Origin of the sequence: Rhizobium sp. BG4, from assembly GCF_016864575.1 — a bacterium.
GTDB lineage: Bacteria > Pseudomonadota > Alphaproteobacteria > Rhizobiales > Rhizobiaceae > Rhizobium.
This window is the reverse complement of record NZ_CP044125.1, coordinates 208,342-225,464: the sequence shown is the minus strand read 5'-3', so window position 1 is coordinate 225,464 and position 17,123 is coordinate 208,342. Positions and strand designations below refer to the sequence as shown.

Below are 17,123 nucleotides of genomic sequence, written 5' to 3'. Positions count from 1 at the left end.
GGCGGCGTTTTGGCGATGAGGTCTGCTTCAGGCCGCGAAGTCGGTCGAGACCGCAAGCGCCCGCCAGGCCGAAAGCTCCTGCTCGACGAAGGCATTCTTCTCGCCGAGCTTGGCAACCGTGTCGCTGCCGAAGGGCATGCGCAGCGGTGGGTTCTCGGCCTTGACAAGCGTCACGATACCAGCCGCAAACTTTGCCGGATCGCCGGGCTGCGCATGATGGGCGCTGGCCGCAAAGTCCCGCATGTCGCCGGCCGGCGTTCCCACATAGTCCGGGATCGATGCCGGGCTGATCGACAGCGAATTGTCGGCCAGGAAGTCGGTGCGGAAGAAGCCGGGCTCGACGATCGTCACCTTGATGCCGAACGGTTCGATTTCTGTCGCCAGCGATTCCGAAAGACCCTCGACCGCAAACTTGGTCGAGCCATAGACGCCCCAGCCCGGATAGCCGGCATAGCCGCCGATCGACGAGAAGTTCAGGATGCGGCCCGAGCGCTGGCGGCGCATATGGGGCAGTACGGCGCGGGTGACCTTCAGCAGCCCGAAGACATTGGTCGCATAGATCTTCTCGATCTCCTCTGCCGTTGCCTCCTCGACGGCGCCGAGCAGCCCGTAGCCGGCATTGTTGACCAGGATGTCGATGCGGCCGAAGCGCTGAACCGCTGCCGCTGCAACTTCCTGCGCCTGTCGCTCATTGGTGACATCGAGTGCTGCCGCAAGCAGATTGGGATGCTCGCCGATGGCATCGATGACGGTCTTCGGATTGCGGGCGGTGGCAACGACGGCATCGCCTGCGGCCAGGGCTTCCTTGGTCATCAGCGCGCCGAAACCGCGGGATGCACCAGTGATGAACCAGACTTTCATGACACGTTCCTTTCAGATCTCTCTTCGTTGTGTGCCGGTCTCTCAGTGCCGGTGAGGAGAATTTGACCTGAAAGCCGCTCCTGCATAAGATTCGTTATTTTCCGAATTATGCTGAGTGAGATTCATCAATGCGCGCGACCGATCTCTCCGAAATGGCGGCCTTCGCCGCCGTCGCCCGGCATCTCAGTTTCCGCAAGGCAGGTGAGGAGCGGGGTGTGACGGCTTCGGCGATCAGCCATGCCGTGCTCAATCTCGAGGAACGGATCGGCATCCGACTGCTCAACCGCACTACCCGCAGCGTATCGCTGACCCAGGCCGGCGAGCTCCTCAAATCCCACCTCGATCCCGCTTTCGGCGAGATCAGCTCGGCGCTCGATACGCTGAACCAGTTCCGCGACACGCCCTTCGGCAAGGTGCGCCTCAACGTCGCCAATTCGATTGCCCCCTTCGTCATCGGCCATATCATCGGCCCGTTGCTGTCGAAGAACCCCAATCTGCAATTGGAAATCAGCGCCACGGACCGGCTGGTCGATATCGTCGAGGAAGGCTTCGATGCCGGCATACGCTTTGGCGAGCGCGTCACCGAGGGGATGATCGCGCTGCGCATCCGCCCGCGCCTGCGTCTCGTCGTCGTCGGCTCGCCCGCCTATTTCGAGCACCGGCCGAAGCCGCTGACGCCGCATGATCTGAAGCGCCATCTCTGTATCCAGAACATGTATCCTTCGGGCGTGCGCTATCCCTGGGATTTCGCGCGCGACGGCCAGCCGGTCACCTTCCATCCGAACGGGCCGCTGTCGCTCGACGACCACGAACTGATGACCCAGGCTGCGCTGGGCGGCGTCGCGCTCGCCTATGTCTGGGAAAACCGCGTCGCCGAGCATGTCGCCGCCGGCAGATTGATCAAGGTGCTCGATGACTGGTGCCAGCCCGAGGAGCCGCTCTATCTCTATTATCCCAGCCGCCGCCACATGTCGGCCGGCTTCCGGGCGCTCATCGAGGCGATCCGGGCGGAGTAGCGCGTCAGAGCTTGCGGAATTCGAGGCGGAAGATCACATCCTGGCTGCTCAGGAGATCCTTGCCCGGCGCATTGTGGATCACCAACCTGTCGCCTTCGAGCCGGATGGGCCGGATCTGATCTTCCTGCCATGCCGGGTCCCAGGCGGCGTCGACATGATGGACGACGCGATCGCCCTCCAGCGTGTAGGTGGCTGTATAGGCAAGCATGGTGTCGAAGAGGGTAGCCTTGTCGGCATCCGAATAGCCTTCGCGGCGCCCTGCGGGGCGTTGGCGGTTGGCAACGAAGGCCATCATCCGGCCATCGGGCTGATAGGCGATGTACCCAACAGGATCGGCGCCCATGGCATCGCTGACCTCGCCGGTCGCGACCACTCTCCGCGTCCAGGAAATCATCTTCCATGTGCCGATCAGCGCTTGCGCATCCATGGTCGTCCCCCTCGTCAAAGTAGCACGACCGGCTTGATGCAGTCATCGCTTATATGCCGAAAGGGCGGGGGAGCTTCCGCCGGTAATCTGGAAATTCGGCCGTTTCGCCCTACATCAGTCTTGTTACCTCTTGCCTTCCGAGGCACCTCCCAAAAGATCAGGAATAGACCATGTCCCAAGACAACGCCCCCGTCTGGTTCATCACCGGCTGCTCGACAGGCTTCGGCCGCGAGCTCGCCAAGCTCACCATCGCCCGCGGCTGGCCGACCATCGTCACTGCCCGCGACAAGGCCCGCGTCGCCGATCTCGCCGAAGGTCATGACAATGCGCTGGCCATCGCGCTCGATGTCACCGACAAGGGGCAGATCGCCTCGGCCGTCAAGGAAGCCGAGGAGCGCTTCGGCCGCATCGACGTTCTCGTCAACAATGCCGGCTATGGCTACCAGTCCTCGATCGAGGAAGGCGACGATCAGGAAATCCGCGATCAGTTCGAAGCCAATGTCTTCGGCCTGTTCGCCATGACCCGTGCCGTGCTGCCCGGCATGCGTACCCGCCGCCGCGGCCATGTCATCAACATCACCTCCGTCGCCGGTTTCATTGGCTTCCCGGCATCCGGCTATTATTCGGCCAGCAAGCACGCCGTCGAAGGCTTCTCAGATTCGCTGGCGGCCGAGACGGCTGCCCTCGGCATCCAAGTCACCTGCGTCGAGCCCGGCCCGTTCCGCACCGATTGGGCCGGCCGCTCGCTGCGCCAAACGGAGAGCAAGATCGCCGATTATGCCGAGACCGCTGCCGGGCGCATGAAGCAGACGTCGGGCTATAGCGGCCAGCAGCCGGGCGATCCCGTGCGTGCTGCCGAGGCGATGATCAAGATCACGGAGGTCGAGAAGGCGCCGCGCCATCTCGTGCTCGGCGCGTTCGGCTATGAAGCAGTCACCAAGAAGCTTGCCGAGCGGCTGGCGCTGGTCGAAGCCTGGAAGGATACCAGCATCGGCGCCGACTTCCCGAAAAGCTGAGGGCAATCCCGAGCAACCCTTTGACTTCTGCGGCCGTCCTGTCCGATGATCGGGCAGGGCGGCCGCGGTTTTTCGGAGGGTTGGATGCGTGACCGGTTAATATCTCAGGCTAGGGCGATGAGGACGGCCGTTCTGGCGCTTGCGCTCCTGCCTGCTTTGGCCGGGCTCGCGATCGCCGCCGATGTGCCGCCGCAGAGCGCCAAGTCGAAGACCGAGGTCGAGACGCTGGGCTCCCGCTGGACCAAGCATTTCTCCGAGGCCGCAACGCCGGAAAAGCGGGCCGCCGCCTTCCGCAGCTTCATGGCCGACAATCCCGAACCGACCCGTGTGCAGATCCGCCATATGGATGCCGATGGCGTTGAGGCCGATCTCATCTGGCCGGCCCGCCTTCACCATCCGCTCGGCCGCCGCGGTATTCTCTATGTCCATGGCGGCGGCTTTCACGGCGGCTCGCCGCGCACACACCGGCTGCTGGCCGGATCGCTCGCCAAGGCGGCTTCGTCGGATGTGCTGCTGATCGACTACCGTCTTGTGCCGGAGGGGCGTTATCCGGCGCAGATCGACGATATCAGGACCGCCTATCGCTGGATGCTCGAAAACGGCTACGAGAGCGGCAATATCGTCGTCGCCGGTGATGGCACCGGCGCCAACTTGGCGCTCGAAGCGGTATTGCGGCAGAAGGCGGCTGGCCGCCAGCTTCCTGCAGCCTTCGTCGCCATCAGCCCGGTTTCCGATCTGTCCGCCAGCGGCGCCTCGATGCAGGCCAATGCCGCGACCGATCCGGTGATCAGCAAGGCGGTGATCGATGCGTTCGCCAAGCCCTATCTCGGCGCCACCGCGCCGCAGGATCCAGCCGTCTCGCCGCTTTTCGCCGATCTTTCCGGTCTGCCGCCGATGCTGCTGCAGGTATCCGGCAGCGAAGCGCTGCTCGACGACAGCCTGCGCCTTGCCGACAAGGCACGCCAGGCCGGTGTCGATGTGACGCTTGAAGTCTGGCCGGGCTTGATCCACGGCTGGCAGCTCTTCCCGCATCTGCTCGAGGATGCCGACAAATCCAACCAGCGCATCGCCGAATTCGCCATGCGCCATTTCGCCGACAGCCCGCAGCAATAACGCGGGCAGGAGACCGCCAATGACCAAGGCCGCCTATGTGCTCGGAATACTCTTGATCCTCGTCGGCCTCGTCTGGATGGGGCAGGGCAGCGGCTACTTCCCCTATCCCGCCGAGAGCTTCATGATCGACCAGACGCCCTGGATCTATTGGGGCGCGCTGGCCGCCATCGTCGGCGTCGTGGTGATCGCGCTCGCCAGACGGCGGGCCTAGGGCCGCTCCCTCATGCCTGTGCCTGTCACAGGAATCCAGCCACCGCTCGTCTGCGCGGTGGCTGACTCACGTCTCCACGCCCATGCCCCAATACTGGGCGCACTTGATCCCACTGAGACGCAAAGGGACCGAGGGGTGAATAATCTACTTGGTGCAGTTTCCTGCATTGTCCTTGGCCAAGCACTCATTGCAAAGCTCGCCGCTCGCAGGCTTCGTAGGGCGTTCGTCATAGTCTGACATCGGCCAGTTGCTGCAGTTGCGGCACCAATGCCAGGTATCTTTGCCGTTGCGCTTCCTGTAAGCCATCATTTCCTCCCGTCAGCGTTGAGTGACCCGAGGAACCTAAGCGAGAAAAGCCGCATGCTCCACGAACCAGCCACAGCCGCAAGGTGGTGGACGGCGAGAGGTCGATTGCATTGTCAGACGAGCCCCTCGATCGGCCGGCCGATGGCGAGCGATTTGCGCAGATTGGGATCGAGCCGCTCGGCATAGGCATGGTCGGGTGCAGCGCCGAGACCATCCAGCATCTTCGAGAAGAAGCAGCGCACGGCGGCCGCTGCCGTGATGTCGAAAATCTCTGCATCCGAGAACCCGTGCTTCTTCAGCGCATCGACATCCTGCTGGGTGATACTGGTGGCGTCGCGCACCACCTTGGCGGCAAACGCCATGATCGCCCGCTCACCCGCATCGACAGGCGCCTTCTCGCCGCCATCGGCGGTTGCCGCGAGCCCATCATTGGTAAAGCCTTCGCGCAGCAGCACGGAACCGTGCGCCAACATGCAATAGGAGGATTTCAACTCCTTGGCGGCCGCCAGCGTCACCAGCTCGTAGCGCCTGAGCGTCATGTGGCTGCGGATGCTCGACAGCAGCGCACCCCAATGCTCCATCACCTCCGGCCGGTGCCCGAAGGCGCGGTACATGTTCGGCAGATACCCGTAACTCGCCTCCGCCGCGGCATACATCGATGCCGTCTTGTCATTTGCGGATGCATCGGGAGTGTGAATGAAGGCCATGGCGCGATCCTCCGTTTCTGGTCCGATCAGGATATTCCAGAATGGCCTTCTCGCCTATGCGCTTCGCGCGCCGCCGGTCACGGCAAGCGCTCAATCATGCGTATTCTTGGAAATCTGCCATTCGCCGTTTTCATCGACTTCGACGCGCTTGTTGCCGCGATAGAAGATCGGCTTCTTGGTCTTCTTGTCCATCGAGAACCGGCTCGGCGTAAACTTCTGGTCCTCACGGCCCTCATTCGCCAGCGCCAGCGCTTCCTTGAACTGCCCGTTCTTGCAAAGCGCGAGGAATTGTTTTTCGTCCATGATCCTACCCAAACTCAACCGGCTGTCTTGATGTCTGCATATGGCATGAAGCCGGCCGGTGTTTCTAGGCAAAAACAACACGCGCACAACGGCCAGCCCGCATCCCGAGGTGCGGAGGCGAAGCAAAAGCCTCGAAGGACGAGGGCGGGTTGTAGCTCTGGCACTCGCCATGGTAGCGTTCGCCGTTGGCATCGGAGCAGTTCATGGAAGTGACCGTCTACATCCTGCGATGCCGCGACGGGTCCTATTATACCGGGCTGACGAAGCAGAATATCGAAGCGCGCGTCTGGGAGCACAATGCCCGGATATACGATGGTTACACTGCCAAACGCCTGCCCGTCGAACTGGTCTTCACCGAGACCTACGACCGCATCATCGATGCCATCGCAAGGGAGCGGCAGATCACGGGCTGGTCGCGGCGCAAGAAGGAGGCGCTGATCGCCCTGAATTATGAGGCGTTGCCGGGTCTGTCGAAGCGTGGGCCGGTGTCGGCAAAATAAGAGCGGTGGCCAGCCTGATCTTTCGAGGCTGCGCCCTTTGGGCTTTGCACCTCAGGATGAGGCTGGAGTGGGCGCTTTGCCTGCGATGGGAGGCCAGACCTCTAGCAACTCACTCGTGGCGTTACTTGCTTCGGTTAGGCGCCAACGGCCAGCCCTCATCCTGAGGTGCGGAGGCAAAGCCGGAGCCTCGAAGGACGAGGGCGGGTGATGATCGGCCGTGCCACGAAAACAAAAAGGGGCGCCGAAGCGCCCCTATCACATTCACTCTCCGCTGAAAAATCAGCTGCAGCCGCTGGTCGCGCCGCACGTGTCGCACTTCTCGCAGGTGCCGTTGCGGACCATCGTGAAGTTCTGGCACTCGGAGCACATGTTGCCCGTGTAGCCCTGCATGATGGAGCGGGCGCGGCGTTCGGCTTCTACCTTCTTGGCTTCCGTCTTGGCGGTCGCAGCGTCGGCGGCGGCCTTGTCGGAGAAGAGAGCGGTGGCCTGCTGCTGGGCTTCGGAAGCGAGCTCTTCGTTCACTTCGTCGGCGATTTCCTCGGCCAGTTCCTTGGCGCGCTCCTCGTAATCGCGCTTGAAGGCGACGATTTCGGAGGTGGCGACGGCGGTTGCCGGTTCCAGCTTGCGGGCAGCAGCGCCCGCAAAGGCGGTGACCGTACCGGCCGAGGAGGCGCGGACAGGCGTTGCTGCCGATGCGCCCTTCGGTTCGCCGACCAGGCGGTCGCCGGTGCCGGGAACGAGCGTCGGCTTGTAGCCGCGGGTCCAGCCGGTCGAGACGAGGTTGGTCTTGCCTTCCTGGATGCCCTTGCCGAGTGCCGTGTTCGAGAAGTCGGACGTATCGACATGCGCCAGGTCATGACGGCCGAGATAGGAGACGGCGAGTTCGCGGAACACGTAGTCGAGGATCGACGTGGCATTCTTGATCGCGTCGTTGCCGATGACCATGCCGGCCGGCTCGAACTTGGTGAAGGTGAAGGCTTCGACATATTCCTCGAGCGGCACGCCGTACTGCAGGCCGAGCGAGATGGCGATCGCGAAGTTGTTCATCATCGCACGGAAAGCAGCGCCTTCCTTGTGCATGTCGATGAAGATTTCGCCAAGGCGGCCGTCACCGAATTCGCCGGTGCGCAGATAAACCTTGTGTCCGCCGACAGCTGCCTTCTGGGTGTAGCCCTGGCGGCGGTTCGGCAGCTTCTCGCGTTCGCGGGTCACGCGTTCGATGACACGCTCGATGATCTTCTCGGTGACGGTGACGGCCTGGGCCGCGACCGGCTGCTGCAGCAGCTCTTCGAGTGCATCCTCATCGGCTTCGTCTTCGATCAGCGAAGCGTTCAGCGGCTGCGACAGCTTGGAGCCGTCACGGTAGAGGGCGTTTGCCTTCAGGCCGAGCTTCCAGGAGAGCATGTAAGCGCTCTTGCAATCCTCGACGGTGGCATCATTCGGCATGTTGATCGTCTTGGAGATCGCACCCGAGATGAACGGCTGCGCAGCCGCCATCATGCGGATATGGCTCTCGACCGAGAGATAACGCTTGCCGATCTTGCCGCACGGGTTGGCGCAATCGAAGACCGGCAGATGCTCGTTCTTCAGGAAGGGTGCGCCTTCCAGGGTCATGGCGCCGCAGACGTGAACGTTGGCGGCCTCGATGTCCTTCTTCGAAAAGCCCATGTGGTCGAGCAGGTTGAAGCTCATGTCGGCGAGCTGCTCGTCGGAGACCTTCAGGGTATCCTTGAGGAAGTCGGTGCCGAGCGTCCACTGGTTGAAGACGAACTTGATGTCGAAGGCGTTCTTCAGCGCGGCGTTGACGGCTTCCACCTTCTCGTCGGTGAAGCCCTTGGTCTTCAGGGTCGAGGGGTTGACGCCGGGCGCCTGGTTCAGGTTGCCGTGGCCGACAGCGTAGGCCTCGATCTCGGCAATCTGCGCTTCGGAATAGCCGAGCGAACGCAGCGCATCCGGAACGGCGCGGTTGATGATCTTGAAGTAGCCGCCGCCGGCGAGCTTCTTGAACTTGACGAGTGCGAAGTCGGGCTCGATGCCGGTCGTGTCGCAGTCCATGACCAGGCCGATCGTGCCGGTCGGGGCAATAACCGAGACCTGGGCGTTGCGGTAGCCATGCTTCTCGCCGAGTTCGATCGCCTTGTCCCAGGCGCTCTTGGCGTGAGCGGCGAGGTCCTGATCCGGGTTTTCGGAATGGATCAGCGCGACCGGGTTGACCGACAGGGCCTCATAGCCGGAGGTCTCGCCGTAAGCGGCGCGGCGATGGTTGCGCATGACGCGCAGCATGCTCTCGCGGTTTGGCGCAAAGTTCGGGAACGGGCCGAGCTCGGAGGCCATTTCAGCCGAGGTTGCGTAGCAGATGCCGGTCATGATCGCGGTCAGCGAGCCGGCAATGGCGCGGCCTTCTGCCGAGTCATAGGGGATGCCGGAGGACATCAGCAGGCCGCCGATATTGGCGTAGCCGAGGCCGAGCGTGCGGTATTCGTAGGAGAGTTCGGCAATCCGCTTCGACGGGAACTGCGCCATCATGACCGAAACTTCGAGCACGACGGTCCAGAGGCGGACGGCATGTTCGTAATCGGCGATGTCGATGCGCTTCGTTGCCTTGTCCTTGAACTGCAGCAGGTTCAGCGAAGCCAGGTTGCAGGCGGTGTCGTCGAGGAACATGTATTCCGAGCACGGGTTCGAGCCGCGGATCTGGCCGCCGGCCGGCGAGGTGTGCCAGTCGTTCATCGTCGTGTTGAAGTGCAGGCCCGGATCGGCCGATGCCCAGGCGGCGTAGGAGATCGACTCCCAGAGGTCGCGGGCCTTCAGCGTCTTCATGACCTTGCCGTCCTTGCGGGCGGTCAGGTGCCAGTCGCCGTCGTTTTCGACAGCGCGCAGGAAGTCGTCCTTGATCGAGACTGAGTTGTTGGAGTTCTGGCCCGAAACGGTCAGGTAGGCTTCGCTATCCCAGTCCGTGTCGTAGGTCTTGAATTCCATGTCCGTGTAGCCCTGGCGGGCGAACTGGATGACGCGGCCGATATAGTTTTCCGGAACCTGGTCCTTCTTGGCAGCGCGGATTTCGCGCTTCAGGGCCGGGTTCTTGGCCGGGTCGAAACACTCGCCGTCATCGCCGCCGTCGCAATTGACGCAGGCCTTCATGATCGCCTTCAGATGCTTGGCGACGACCTTCGAACCGGTGACCAGAGCGGCAACCTTCTGCTCTTCCTTGACCTTCCAGTTGATGTATTCCTCGATATCCGGATGGTCGATGTCGACGACGACCATCTTGGCCGCACGGCGGGTCGTGCCGCCCGATTTGATGGCGCCGGCAGCGCGGTCGCCGATCTTCAGGAAGCTCATCAGGCCGGAGGAGCGGCCGCCGCCGGAAAGCCTTTCGCCTTCGCCGCGCAGCATGGAGAAGTTGGAGCCGGTGCCGGAGCCGTACTTGAAGAGGCGCGCTTCGCGCACCCAGAGGTCCATGATGCCGCCTTCGTTGACGAGGTCGTCTTCAACCGACTGGATGAAGCAGGCATGCGGCTGCGGATGTTCGTAGGCGGACTTCGACTTGGTCAGCTTGCCGGTGAACGGATCGACGTAATAGTGGCCCTGGCCCGGGCCGTCGATGCCGTATGCCCAATGCATGCCGGTGTTGAACCACTGCGGCGAGTTCGGGGCAACGCGCTGCGTGGCGAGCATGTAGGCGAGCTCGTCCTTGAATGCCGACGCATCTTCTTCCGAAGAGAAGTAGCCACCCTTCCAGCCCCAGTAGGTCCAGGTGCCGGCCAGGCGGTCGAAAACCTGACGGGCGTCGGTTTCCGAGCCGTACTGCTGATCCTTCGGCAGATCCTTCAGCGCTGCTTCATCGGCAACCGAGCGCCACAGGAACGACGGAACGTCGTTTTCCTCGACCTTCTTCAGGCGTGCGGGAACGCCGGCCTTGCGGAAATACTTCTGCGCCAGGATGTCGGCGGCGACCTGCGAAAACTGCGCGGGAACGTCGATGTTCTCGAGGCGGAAGACGATCGAACCGTCAGGGTTCTTGATCTCGCTGGTCGCCTTGCGGAATTCGATTTCCCCATAGGCACCTTGTTCCGCTTTCGTGAAACGCCGTTCAATGCGCATGTCGCCAACCTCTAATCTGCGCGCCCGTCCCCGATGACCAAGGCGCAAGTTTCCTCATCCGGCAGCGCGCCAGGAAGGGCGCAGCCAGTTCTCGTATCCGTATTGTGACAGGGGTGTCATCCGGAGATGTCCTTCCTGTATATTGTGGTGATGATGGCTGCTAGCACTAAATATAGTATTAACAGCTATTTTTCGCCAGCCCCAATGTCACTGCCGGGCGGTCAAAAATTTGCGCAAGGAATGCCACGCAGCGGTCATCCGTCATAGATGCAACGCCCTGATTCCACGCTTGAATTTTGAAGAGAACCGGCCTCGTTAATTCCGGTCCAGTTGCCGCCGCAACATCGGATCCCATTAAGTTTGAAACACGCGATTCCGTCAAGGGGTGGTTTTTAACGAAGCGTTCACCACAACATATTGTGGATGGGGCTGTGGACACTGGGGAAAAGCCTGGAGGCCTTGTTTTTCAAGGGCTTGGCGCGGTCAAGCCGGGAAATGATACCGATGTCATCAAAAAAACACGAAATTTTAAATCTAGCGATGGTGTTTCGTCGGCAAATCGGTCTAGCGATTCGAAACACGAAGAAGCTTCAGATTGCGTCCAGCGCGATCGTCACGGTGGCGATGCCGATGGCCTTGCCGGTCTCGTCCCGGATCGTGAAACTCGCTTGTGTTTCAAGGATTTGCGTCACGTCATCGCGCTCGGCGCGGTCGATGAAGGTCTCGTCCGAATCACGCGCGAAGGTTCGGAGGTATTTGTTCTCGTCGCCCTGCCAGTAATCCATCGTCGTGCGGCTCTCGCCGACATTCAATCCGTTCTTGTCGGTGACGAAGAACTCGATGATGACGCCCTGGGAATTGTCCTGCTTCGATTTCAGATAGCGGGAGACCGGGTTCATCATCAGCTTCGAGATCATCTGGAACTGGCCGGTCTCGACCTCGGAGCGGTAGGTGCCGTCCAGAACCTGGATATCGGTCTTGCTGACATCGCCGAAGCGGACGTTCTGGTCCTTGATGGCCTTCAGCACGACGGGATTGTTGACCATCGGCCGGACCACGGTATCCACATATTCGCGCACGACGGAGATATAGGCAGGTTCGGCATAGGACGGCGCGGGCAGCGCAAATGTCGAGATCGAAAGCCCTGAAGCCACGACCGCAATGACCCAACCCCCGTAGCGCATTGCCCTTCCTTGCTGCGCGCCTGACGGCACGCGGTTGCCCATATAGTCTATGCAGCGGGGGCATGTTTTCCGGCGCGCCCTGATGCCGGTAAACTGTGGATGCCCTTGCCGAGCATCCACTATACATTCGCAATATTACTAAGATAACAATCAATACCCGCAGCGGCTGCTGCTTCGGATATTATCATCTTTAGGTTTATTTCGGGCCTTTTGCAATCGGCTCCTGATAGGTGAAGCCCATATCCCACGGGAAATAGATCCACGTATCCTGGCTGACTTCCGTGACAAAGGTATCGACGGTCGGCACGCCCTGGGGCTTGGCGTAGACGCAGGCGAAATGCGCCTTCGGCAGCATGCCGCGCACCTGGGCCGCCGTCTTGCCGGTGTCGGTCAGGTCGTCGATGACGAGAATGCCTTCGCCGCCATTTTCCTGCAGCTCGGGCGCGATGCCCTTCAGGACGACCATGTCACCCTGGTTCACATAGTCGTGGTAGGAGGCGACGCAAACCGTCTCGATCAGGCGGATGTTGAGCTCGCGGCAGATGATTGCCGCCGGAACGAGGCCGCCGCGGGTGATGCAGACGATGCCTGTGAATTCCTTGTTCAATCCTGCGATCCGCCAGGCGAGCGCGCGCGCATCGCGGTGAAACTGGTCCCAGGAAACGGGAAAGGCTTTATCGGGAAGGGACATGGGACTGCTCCGCGGCATGATGGAAACCGCCGGCGACCTCAGGGCGACCACAAACGCAAATCGCGCAGCCGGAGCTGCGCGAATGATTGCCGGGGCCCGTCACCGGTCGCCTGAAATAGCGGCATTTGCGGCCGGAACGCAAGTCCCGGCACGCAATCATCAACGGGATAGCAGCGTCAGCGCCGTCATCGACTGCAAGAGAGACTTGGTCGTGCCGCCAAAGATCGTCTGCCAGAGCCACGAATGCGTATAGGCGCCCATGACCAGAAGATCGATGCTGTTGTCGGAAAGCCGGTTCTCGATCACCGACGACGCGCTCTTGCTGGCGCTCTCGGCAGTCGCAAGCGTCGCGTTGACGCCATGGCGGGCGAGGGTGGCGGCGATATCGGCGCCGGCGAGACCGGCACTCTGCGTTGCGCTATCGACGGGATCGACGGAGAAGATCTCCACCGCATCGGCACCCTTGAGGATCGGCAGCGCGTCGAATGTGGCGCGGGCCGCTTCCTTCGAGCCGTTCCAGGCGATCAGCACCCGCTTGATCGGCTTGGGGTTGCGGATGATGTAGGGGATCATCAAAACGGGACGGCCGCTTTCGAACAGGAAGTTGTCGACATCGACATGGCTGTCGGAGGGCCGCGCCGGATCGGCCTGCGAGGCGATCAGCAGATCGGCGCTACGGGCGGTTTCGATCAGCGGCGCCGAGCCGTAGCCGGTGGAGGTGGCGAAGCTGCGCCACTCGAAGGAGACGCCGCTCGCCGCCGCCTTCTGTTTGAAGATCCGCTCGACCTCTATGGTCTCAGAATGCGCCATGTCCTGCAGGGCCTGCACCGCGACGGGATCGGGAATTTCCATCGGCGCCACCAGCGGCACGGCCGAGATCGTCTCGGCATGCAGCCCGATCACATGCGCGCCGTGGCCAGCAGCAAGCGCCATCGCAAAATCGGCAACGGCACCGCTGTTATCGGCAGTATCGAGAATGGCGAGTATGGTTTTGTAGGACATATCAAATTCTCCTTGGGCGGCTGAAATGAACTTCCGCATGAAAAGAATGCGTTGGCCTGCGTTGCGGTTCCTTGACTGAGATCAATGGTTTGAGAGGAGAGGGGCTGGGGCTTACGCTTCCGCCGAATGGTTCTCGGCAATTTCTTTGGCCTTGCGGATATCCTCGATCATCGCCTCGACGTCCTTGCCGGCAGCCTCGATGACATCCTGCGAGCGGCCGCGCACGACGATCTCGGTCGAGAACTTCTGGCCGACATAGCGCGGATAGGAGCCGATGCTGGTGTCCGGATGCGCCTTCTGGATCGCCGCGAGCGGCGTGCCGATATCGCCTTCGCCGTAAGGGCAGGCGATCGCCAGCGACAGAACCTTGGCGCCGGTCTTCAGCGTCGGCAGCACATTGCCGATCATCGCCTGGAACACCTGCGGCACCCCGGCCATCACATAGACATTGCCGATGATGAAGCCCGGCGCCGTCGAGACCGGGTTCTCGATATGGGCGGCACCGCGCGGCATGCGCGCCATGCGCTGGCGTGCCTCGGTGAATTCCAATTCGCGGCGCTTGTACATGTCTCCGAGCAGGGACATCGCTTTCGCGTCATGCTCGCAGGGCAGGCCGAAAGCCTTTGAAACCGCGTCCGCGGTGATATCGTCATGGGTCGGGCCGATGCCGCCGGAGGTGAAGACATATTCGTAGCGGGCGCGCAGTGCATTCAGCGCCTCGACGATGGCATCCTCCTCGTCGGCAACGATGCGGACTTCCTTGAGGTCGATGCCCGACAGCGTCAGCAGATCGGCGAGGTAGCCGATATTCTTGTCCTTGGTGCGGCCCGAAAGCAGTTCGTCGCCGATAGCGAGCATGGCGGCGGTAACGATGGTCTGATTGGTCATGGAAAACGTCCGGAATGAAATGGGTCCGCTATAGGTAGCGCCGATTTCCCCGCTTGCAAATGCGGCTGAACGGCAAAGCAATATCACAAAAATAAGACAGCAAGCACTTTCGCGTCTCCGCTGAGTGAACAGTGAGTTCTTGCCGGAAGGGATGCGCCGTCACCGCCGCGCTGATAGAACCATCGCCGGTTTAAATGCACATCAACCCAGACGGAGCTTGAAAATGGCAAAAGTCCTCGTTCTCTACTATTCGGCTTACGGCCACATCGAAACCATGGCCTATGCCGTTGCAGAAGGCGCGAAGTCGGCTGGTGCCGACGTAACCGTCAAGCGCGTTCCGGAACTCGTGTCGGAAGAAGTCGCCAAGGCTTCCTACTACAAGCTCGACCAGAAGGCTCCGATCGCAACGGTAGACGAACTCACAGAATATGACGCGATCATCGTCGGCGCCGGCACCCGCTTCGGCACTGTTGCCTCGCAGATGCGCAATTTCTGGGATCAGACCGGCGGTCTGTGGTTTGGCGGCAAGCTCGTCGGCAAGGTCGGCTCGATGTTCACCTCGTCCGCTACGCAGCACGGTGGCCAGGAATCGACGATCCTCGGCTTCGTGCCGACCTTCCTGCATCACGGCATGGCCTATGTCGGCCTTCCCTACGCTTTCCAGGGCCAGATGGGCACCGAAGAAGTCAAGGGTGGCTCGCCCTACGGCGCGTCGACGATCACCAACGGTGACGGCTCGCGCCAGCCTTCCGAGATCGAACTCGAAGGTGCACGCTTCCAGGGCGCCCATGTCGCCAAGATCGCTGCGAAGCTCGCCTAAGCTTCATACGGCCTGAAAAATTGAAAACGGCGCGGCCCGAGGCTGCGCCGTTTTCACGTCTTCGTGTGGGCGGCGTTTTGGCGCATTCCATGCGTATATGATAAAATCATAAGGAGACGCGTAAGGAGGCCCTGATGGACCGCTATATGATGAAACTGCTGGCTTGCGTGATCGCCGGGCTGGTGTGCCTTTCGGTGATCCTTCTCGCGCTCACCATCGATTTCGACGGTAAGGACGATGAAAGCGCCAAGCTGAAGACGGGTTCACCCGCCGAGATTGTGAAGTTGCGAAGCTAACGCGAAGAACGAAACCGCGACAACCGCCGTTGCAAACAGGCAGGCCATTGTCGTCTTATAGAATTTCAAACGCTTCGTTCTGACGCCATCCCAATCGTAAACCACCGTCTTACTCCCACAAGACTAGCTTTACCCATACGCCGCATCGTCATTCTTGCATGCTGAACCCGGCTTTCAACCGCCCGGGCCTCGTTTTCCCCGGTATACAAGCACATTCGAACAGCATGATAAAGCCTTCGGCAAATCACCCGCTTGCTCAAAAATGGGGCAATCGCCGCTGACACCCTGAGCGAAGCTCCTATATGGCTGAATGAAAAGGAGATTCGCCGATGCGCGCCATTGTCCCGCTGATGCTTTTGCTGGCTCTCGCGAGCTGCAACGCGACGATGCCGCCGCCCGAACCGATGCGTGGCAGCCTGACTTATGGCGGCCGGGTGGTCTATTATGAGGCGGCGCCCGGCCATGTCGTCGACCACGAATTCCCCGATAAGTTCGGCTATCGCGTCTTCGAGAAATATGTCGTCCAGCCCGATGGCACGCTGAAACTGATCTCGCGCCGCACCGGTTCCGACTACTGGAAGATTCGCCACTGGTGAGATCGGCGGTTTGACTTCACCGCCATCCGCGCCAGCTTTCGGGCAGATCCCGCCCACGGAGTTTCGCGCCATGGTGACAAGAATTGCCAAATGCACCTGCGGCCAGCTGCAGATCACGGTCGAGGGCGAGCCGCTGGGCGTCGGCGTCTGCCACTGCTTCGCCTGCCAGAGCCGCACCGGCAGCGTCTTCGCCGCCCTCGCAGCCTTCGGCCCCGGCTACAGGGTAACCGGCCGCGCCACCGACTATGTCCGCACCGGCGATCAGGGCGCCAAATTCCGCTTCCGCTTCTGCCCGGTCTGCGGCACCAATCTCTTTCATACGGAAGAAGGCGAGGATAACCGCTCGGTCGGCGTCGCCGTCGGCGCCTTCGCCGACCCCGATTTCCCGCCGCCCCGGGATTCCGTTTACGACTGCCGCAGGCACCGCTGGGTGCAACTGCCCGAAGGCATCACCGTCTACGACAAGGATCCGGAATGAACGCTTGGTGCGGGCGGCGGGGATCGAACCCGCATAGCCTAAGGCCGAGGGATTTTAAGTCCCTTGCGTCTACCAGTTTCGCCACGCCCGCAGCGCGCGCTTCTCAATCAACGACATCGGCGATTCAGTCAAGGGCGGCGCTGGAGGGGGCGGGTTCGGTGGGGGCTTTGGGTGTGGCCTTGCGGGCGCGGATTTTCAGGAGGGCGTGGGCGGCCATGGCGCCGATGGCAGCGCCGATGCCCTTGATGATGCCGTCATGCAGGCGGGCGTGGCGGGTCGGCGAGAAATATTGCAGCGCCTCGATGGCGATCGCGCCGAAGGCCAGCAGCAGCACGATCAGCTTCCACTGCTTGGGATAGCCGAGCACGAAGATGAAGCCGGTCACGGCATAGGCGAGCGCCCGGTCGAAATCGACGGTGGTCACGGTGTGCGGGCGCAGGCCGATCGGGGAGATCGTGACGAAGACGATGCCGGCGAGGACGAGCCAGGCCAGCGGCCTCATGAATTTCGGTGTTATCATCCTGTCATATTAGCAGGGCGCGCCGCGTGGTGCACTGCAAAAAGCCGTGTCCACCGCGTGTTCGGCGGGTGCGCTTAAAAAATG

19 protein-coding genes and 1 tRNA gene are annotated in these 17,123 nt (G+C 61.6%); 9 read left to right on the top strand and 11 right to left on the bottom strand.

Going from position 1 to position 17,123, the window contains the following annotated elements; translation table 11 throughout:
• Window positions 1-27: 27 nt before the first annotated feature.
• On the bottom strand, window positions 28-861 hold the full coding sequence (locus tag F2982_RS01195) for an oxidoreductase (RefSeq protein ID WP_203429014.1): 834 nt from the start codon (window positions 859-861) through the stop codon (window positions 28-30).
• Between the two features lie 128 nt (window positions 862-989).
• Between F2982_RS01195 and F2982_RS01190 the strand changes: the two genes are divergently transcribed.
• The gene (locus F2982_RS01190) at window positions 990-1,877 is read left to right on the top strand and encodes a LysR family transcriptional regulator (protein WP_203429013.1); all 888 of its coding nucleotides are present in this window, start codon (window positions 990-992) and stop codon (window positions 1,875-1,877) included.
• A 4-nt stretch (window positions 1,878-1,881) separates the two neighbouring features.
• Here the strand turns inward: F2982_RS01190 and F2982_RS01185 are convergent, their stop codons facing one another.
• Complete coding sequence (locus F2982_RS01185) at window positions 1,882-2,304, bottom strand: lipocalin-like domain-containing protein (RefSeq protein WP_130282451.1); 423 nt, start codon at window positions 2,302-2,304, stop codon at window positions 1,882-1,884.
• A gap of 170 nt (window positions 2,305-2,474) precedes the next feature.
• Between F2982_RS01185 and F2982_RS01180 the strand changes: the two genes are divergently transcribed.
• The 3 genes from F2982_RS01180 to F2982_RS01170 all read left to right on the top strand — a co-directional run bounded on the left by F2982_RS01180 (window position 2,475) and on the right by F2982_RS01170 (window position 4,644).
• On the top strand, window positions 2,475-3,320 hold the full coding sequence (locus F2982_RS01180) for an oxidoreductase (RefSeq protein ID WP_199629430.1): 846 nt from the start codon (window positions 2,475-2,477) through the stop codon (window positions 3,318-3,320).
• Between the two features lie 117 nt (window positions 3,321-3,437).
• Entirely contained in the window at window positions 3,438-4,433 is a 996-nt protein-coding gene (locus F2982_RS01175; protein ID WP_246777490.1) for an alpha/beta hydrolase, read from the top strand.
• Between the two features lie 19 nt (window positions 4,434-4,452).
• Window positions 4,453-4,644, top strand: coding sequence for a hypothetical protein (locus tag F2982_RS01170; protein ID WP_203429011.1), 192 nt, complete (start codon window positions 4,453-4,455; stop codon window positions 4,642-4,644).
• A gap of 419 nt (window positions 4,645-5,063) precedes the next feature.
• Here the strand turns inward: F2982_RS01170 and F2982_RS01165 are convergent, their stop codons facing one another.
• Together F2982_RS01165 and F2982_RS01160 are read right to left on the bottom strand one after the other, a co-directional pair.
• Window positions 5,064-5,657 (bottom strand): carboxymuconolactone decarboxylase family protein, encoded by a 594-nt coding sequence (locus F2982_RS01165; RefSeq protein ID WP_203429010.1) that lies wholly within the window; start codon window positions 5,655-5,657, stop codon window positions 5,064-5,066.
• 90 nt (window positions 5,658-5,747) lie between these two features.
• The gene (locus F2982_RS01160) at window positions 5,748-5,960 is read right to left on the bottom strand and encodes a hypothetical protein (protein WP_112711510.1); all 213 of its coding nucleotides are present in this window, start codon (window positions 5,958-5,960) and stop codon (window positions 5,748-5,750) included.
• 203 nt (window positions 5,961-6,163) lie between these two features.
• On the opposite strand from F2982_RS01160, the gene F2982_RS01155 reads away from it, so the two are divergent.
• Entirely contained in the window at window positions 6,164-6,460 is a 297-nt protein-coding gene (locus F2982_RS01155) for a GIY-YIG nuclease family protein (RefSeq protein WP_203429009.1), read from the top strand.
• Between the two features lie 279 nt (window positions 6,461-6,739).
• Here F2982_RS01155 and F2982_RS01150 read toward each other — a convergent pair whose 3' ends face one another.
• The 5 genes from F2982_RS01150 to F2982_RS01130 form a co-directional block, all read right to left on the bottom strand.
• Window positions 6,740-10,564 carry a vitamin B12-dependent ribonucleotide reductase gene (locus tag F2982_RS01150; protein ID WP_203429008.1) on the bottom strand — a complete coding sequence of 1,275 codons (3,825 nt, stop codon included), beginning with the start codon at window positions 10,562-10,564 and terminating at the stop codon, window positions 6,740-6,742.
• A gap of 590 nt (window positions 10,565-11,154) precedes the next feature.
• Window positions 11,155-11,748: a hypothetical protein gene (locus F2982_RS01145; RefSeq protein WP_203429007.1), complete on the bottom strand. Its 594-nt coding sequence runs from the start codon at window positions 11,746-11,748 to the stop codon at window positions 11,155-11,157.
• Between the two features lie 196 nt (window positions 11,749-11,944).
• Window positions 11,945-12,439: a xanthine phosphoribosyltransferase gene (gpt, locus tag F2982_RS01140; protein ID WP_112711515.1), complete on the bottom strand. Its 495-nt coding sequence runs from the start codon at window positions 12,437-12,439 to the stop codon at window positions 11,945-11,947.
• A gap of 159 nt (window positions 12,440-12,598) precedes the next feature.
• On the bottom strand, window positions 12,599-13,441 hold the full coding sequence (locus tag F2982_RS01135) for a universal stress protein (protein WP_203429006.1): 843 nt from the start codon (window positions 13,439-13,441) through the stop codon (window positions 12,599-12,601).
• 111 nt (window positions 13,442-13,552) lie between these two features.
• Window positions 13,553-14,329: a competence/damage-inducible protein A gene (locus F2982_RS01130; RefSeq protein WP_199629424.1), complete on the bottom strand. Its 777-nt coding sequence runs from the start codon at window positions 14,327-14,329 to the stop codon at window positions 13,553-13,555.
• A gap of 223 nt (window positions 14,330-14,552) precedes the next feature.
• Between F2982_RS01130 and wrbA the strand changes: the two genes are divergently transcribed.
• The 4 genes from wrbA (at window position 14,553) to F2982_RS01110 (ending at window position 16,519) form a co-directional block, all read left to right on the top strand.
• Entirely contained in the window at window positions 14,553-15,149 is a 597-nt protein-coding gene (gene wrbA, locus F2982_RS01125) for an NAD(P)H:quinone oxidoreductase type IV (protein ID WP_112711518.1), read from the top strand.
• Window positions 15,150-15,283: 134 nt separating this feature from the next.
• Entirely contained in the window at window positions 15,284-15,445 is a 162-nt protein-coding gene (locus F2982_RS01120) for a hypothetical protein (protein WP_162708602.1), read from the top strand.
• A 329-nt stretch (window positions 15,446-15,774) separates the two neighbouring features.
• A complete protein-coding gene (locus tag F2982_RS01115; protein WP_112711519.1) occupies window positions 15,775-16,041 on the top strand; it encodes a hypothetical protein in 267 nt (88 codons plus the stop codon).
• A 70-nt stretch (window positions 16,042-16,111) separates the two neighbouring features.
• Window positions 16,112-16,519 carry a GFA family protein gene (locus F2982_RS01110; RefSeq protein ID WP_203429005.1) on the top strand — a complete coding sequence of 136 codons (408 nt, stop codon included), beginning with the start codon at window positions 16,112-16,114 and terminating at the stop codon, window positions 16,517-16,519.
• A 5-nt stretch (window positions 16,520-16,524) separates the two neighbouring features.
• Here F2982_RS01110 and F2982_RS01105 read toward each other — a convergent pair.
• Window positions 16,525-16,610: transfer RNA gene (locus F2982_RS01105), tRNA-Leu, on the bottom strand.
• A gap of 33 nt (window positions 16,611-16,643) precedes the next feature.
• Window positions 16,644-17,039, bottom strand: coding sequence for a VanZ family protein (locus tag F2982_RS01100; protein ID WP_203429004.1), 396 nt, complete (start codon window positions 17,037-17,039; stop codon window positions 16,644-16,646).
• Window positions 17,040-17,123 lie beyond the last annotated feature (84 nt).

What these genes read in the sequence shown, in the direction of transcription:
- F2982_RS01195 (WP_203429014.1), bottom strand. Translation starts at nt 861, where the DNA reads ATGAAAGTCTGGTTCATCACTGGTGCATCCCGCGGTTTCGGCGCGCTG.
- F2982_RS01190 (WP_203429013.1), top strand. Translation starts at nt 990, where the DNA reads ATGCGCGCGACCGATCTCTCCGAAATGGCGGCCTTCGCCGCCGTCGCC.
- F2982_RS01185 (WP_130282451.1), bottom strand. Translation starts at nt 2,304, where the DNA reads ATGGATGCGCAAGCGCTGATCGGCACATGGAAGATGATTTCCTGGACG.
- F2982_RS01180 (WP_199629430.1), top strand. Translation starts at nt 2,475, where the DNA reads ATGTCCCAAGACAACGCCCCCGTCTGGTTCATCACCGGCTGCTCGACA.
- F2982_RS01175 (WP_246777490.1), top strand. Translation starts at nt 3,438, where the DNA reads ATGAGGACGGCCGTTCTGGCGCTTGCGCTCCTGCCTGCTTTGGCCGGG.
- F2982_RS01170 (WP_203429011.1), top strand. Translation starts at nt 4,453, where the DNA reads ATGACCAAGGCCGCCTATGTGCTCGGAATACTCTTGATCCTCGTCGGC.
- F2982_RS01165 (WP_203429010.1), bottom strand. Translation starts at nt 5,657, where the DNA reads ATGGCCTTCATTCACACTCCCGATGCATCCGCAAATGACAAGACGGCA.
- F2982_RS01160 (WP_112711510.1), bottom strand. Translation starts at nt 5,960, where the DNA reads ATGGACGAAAAACAATTCCTCGCGCTTTGCAAGAACGGGCAGTTCAAG.
- F2982_RS01155 (WP_203429009.1), top strand. Translation starts at nt 6,164, where the DNA reads ATGGAAGTGACCGTCTACATCCTGCGATGCCGCGACGGGTCCTATTAT.
- F2982_RS01150 (WP_203429008.1), bottom strand. Translation starts at nt 10,564, where the DNA reads ATGCGCATTGAACGGCGTTTCACGAAAGCGGAACAAGGTGCCTATGGG.
- F2982_RS01145 (WP_203429007.1), bottom strand. Translation starts at nt 11,748, where the DNA reads ATGCGCTACGGGGGTTGGGTCATTGCGGTCGTGGCTTCAGGGCTTTCG.
- gpt (WP_112711515.1), bottom strand. Translation starts at nt 12,439, where the DNA reads ATGTCCCTTCCCGATAAAGCCTTTCCCGTTTCCTGGGACCAGTTTCAC.
- F2982_RS01135 (WP_203429006.1), bottom strand. Translation starts at nt 13,441, where the DNA reads ATGTCCTACAAAACCATACTCGCCATTCTCGATACTGCCGATAACAGC.
- F2982_RS01130 (WP_199629424.1), bottom strand. Translation starts at nt 14,329, where the DNA reads ATGACCAATCAGACCATCGTTACCGCCGCCATGCTCGCTATCGGCGAC.
- wrbA (WP_112711518.1), top strand. Translation starts at nt 14,553, where the DNA reads ATGGCAAAAGTCCTCGTTCTCTACTATTCGGCTTACGGCCACATCGAA.
- F2982_RS01120 (WP_162708602.1), top strand. Translation starts at nt 15,284, where the DNA reads ATGGACCGCTATATGATGAAACTGCTGGCTTGCGTGATCGCCGGGCTG.
- F2982_RS01115 (WP_112711519.1), top strand. Translation starts at nt 15,775, where the DNA reads ATGCGCGCCATTGTCCCGCTGATGCTTTTGCTGGCTCTCGCGAGCTGC.
- F2982_RS01110 (WP_203429005.1), top strand. Translation starts at nt 16,112, where the DNA reads ATGGTGACAAGAATTGCCAAATGCACCTGCGGCCAGCTGCAGATCACG.
- F2982_RS01100 (WP_203429004.1), bottom strand. Translation starts at nt 17,039, where the DNA reads ATGATAACACCGAAATTCATGAGGCCGCTGGCCTGGCTCGTCCTCGCC.